At 63.8% G+C, this 472-nt stretch carries 1 protein-coding gene and 1 pseudogene; one reads left to right on the top strand and one right to left on the bottom strand.

The features are described from left to right. Window positions 1-350, top strand: a 350-nt coding sequence (locus tag EN742_RS37255) for an SRPBCC family protein (protein ID WP_128334004.1), incomplete at its 5' end; no start/stop codon positions are given. Window positions 351-388: 38 nt separating this feature from the next. On the opposite strand, the pseudogene EN742_RS40310 reads toward EN742_RS37255, so the two are convergent. Beyond that, window positions 389-472 (bottom strand): annotated as a pseudogene (locus EN742_RS40310) (GNAT family N-acetyltransferase); the annotation flags it as partial.

Raw genomic sequence — 472 nt, 5'->3', positions numbered from 1 at the left:
AGATCGTGCGCTGGATGGGAACGGAGGCAACGGCGGAACCCAACCCCGGCGGTCTTTACTTGCTGAATTTGGCAGGAAGGGCCACGGCACGCGGCCAATTCACCGAGGTCGTACCCGTCCACCGCCTTGCCTACAGCTTCGGCTGGGAGGGCAACGACCAGACTCCGCCGGGTTCGAGCCTTGTTGAAATCGACCTGGTCGAAGAGTCCGGCGGAACGCGGGTCAAGCTCACCCATAGCGGCCTTGCCGACCGAGAGATTTGCGACAGCCATGAGAAGGGCTGGACGCACTATCTGGGCCGGCTCGCAATCACCGCCGCCGGCGGCGACCCGGGACCTGACAAGATGTAGGCTGCGGCCGCGATTACCGACAGCCACGACACCAACCGCTAGAGCTCCAGCTTGTAGCCGATGTGGCTCGCCTTGAAGCCGAGCCGTTCATAGAAGCGGTGCGCATCCGCCCGGCTCTTGTT

The sequence above is a fragment of the Mesorhizobium sp. M4A.F.Ca.ET.020.02.1.1 genome, assembly GCF_004022645.1.
Lineage (GTDB): Bacteria > Pseudomonadota > Alphaproteobacteria > Rhizobiales > Rhizobiaceae > Mesorhizobium.
This window is presented reverse-complemented; position numbering and strand designations above follow the sequence as displayed.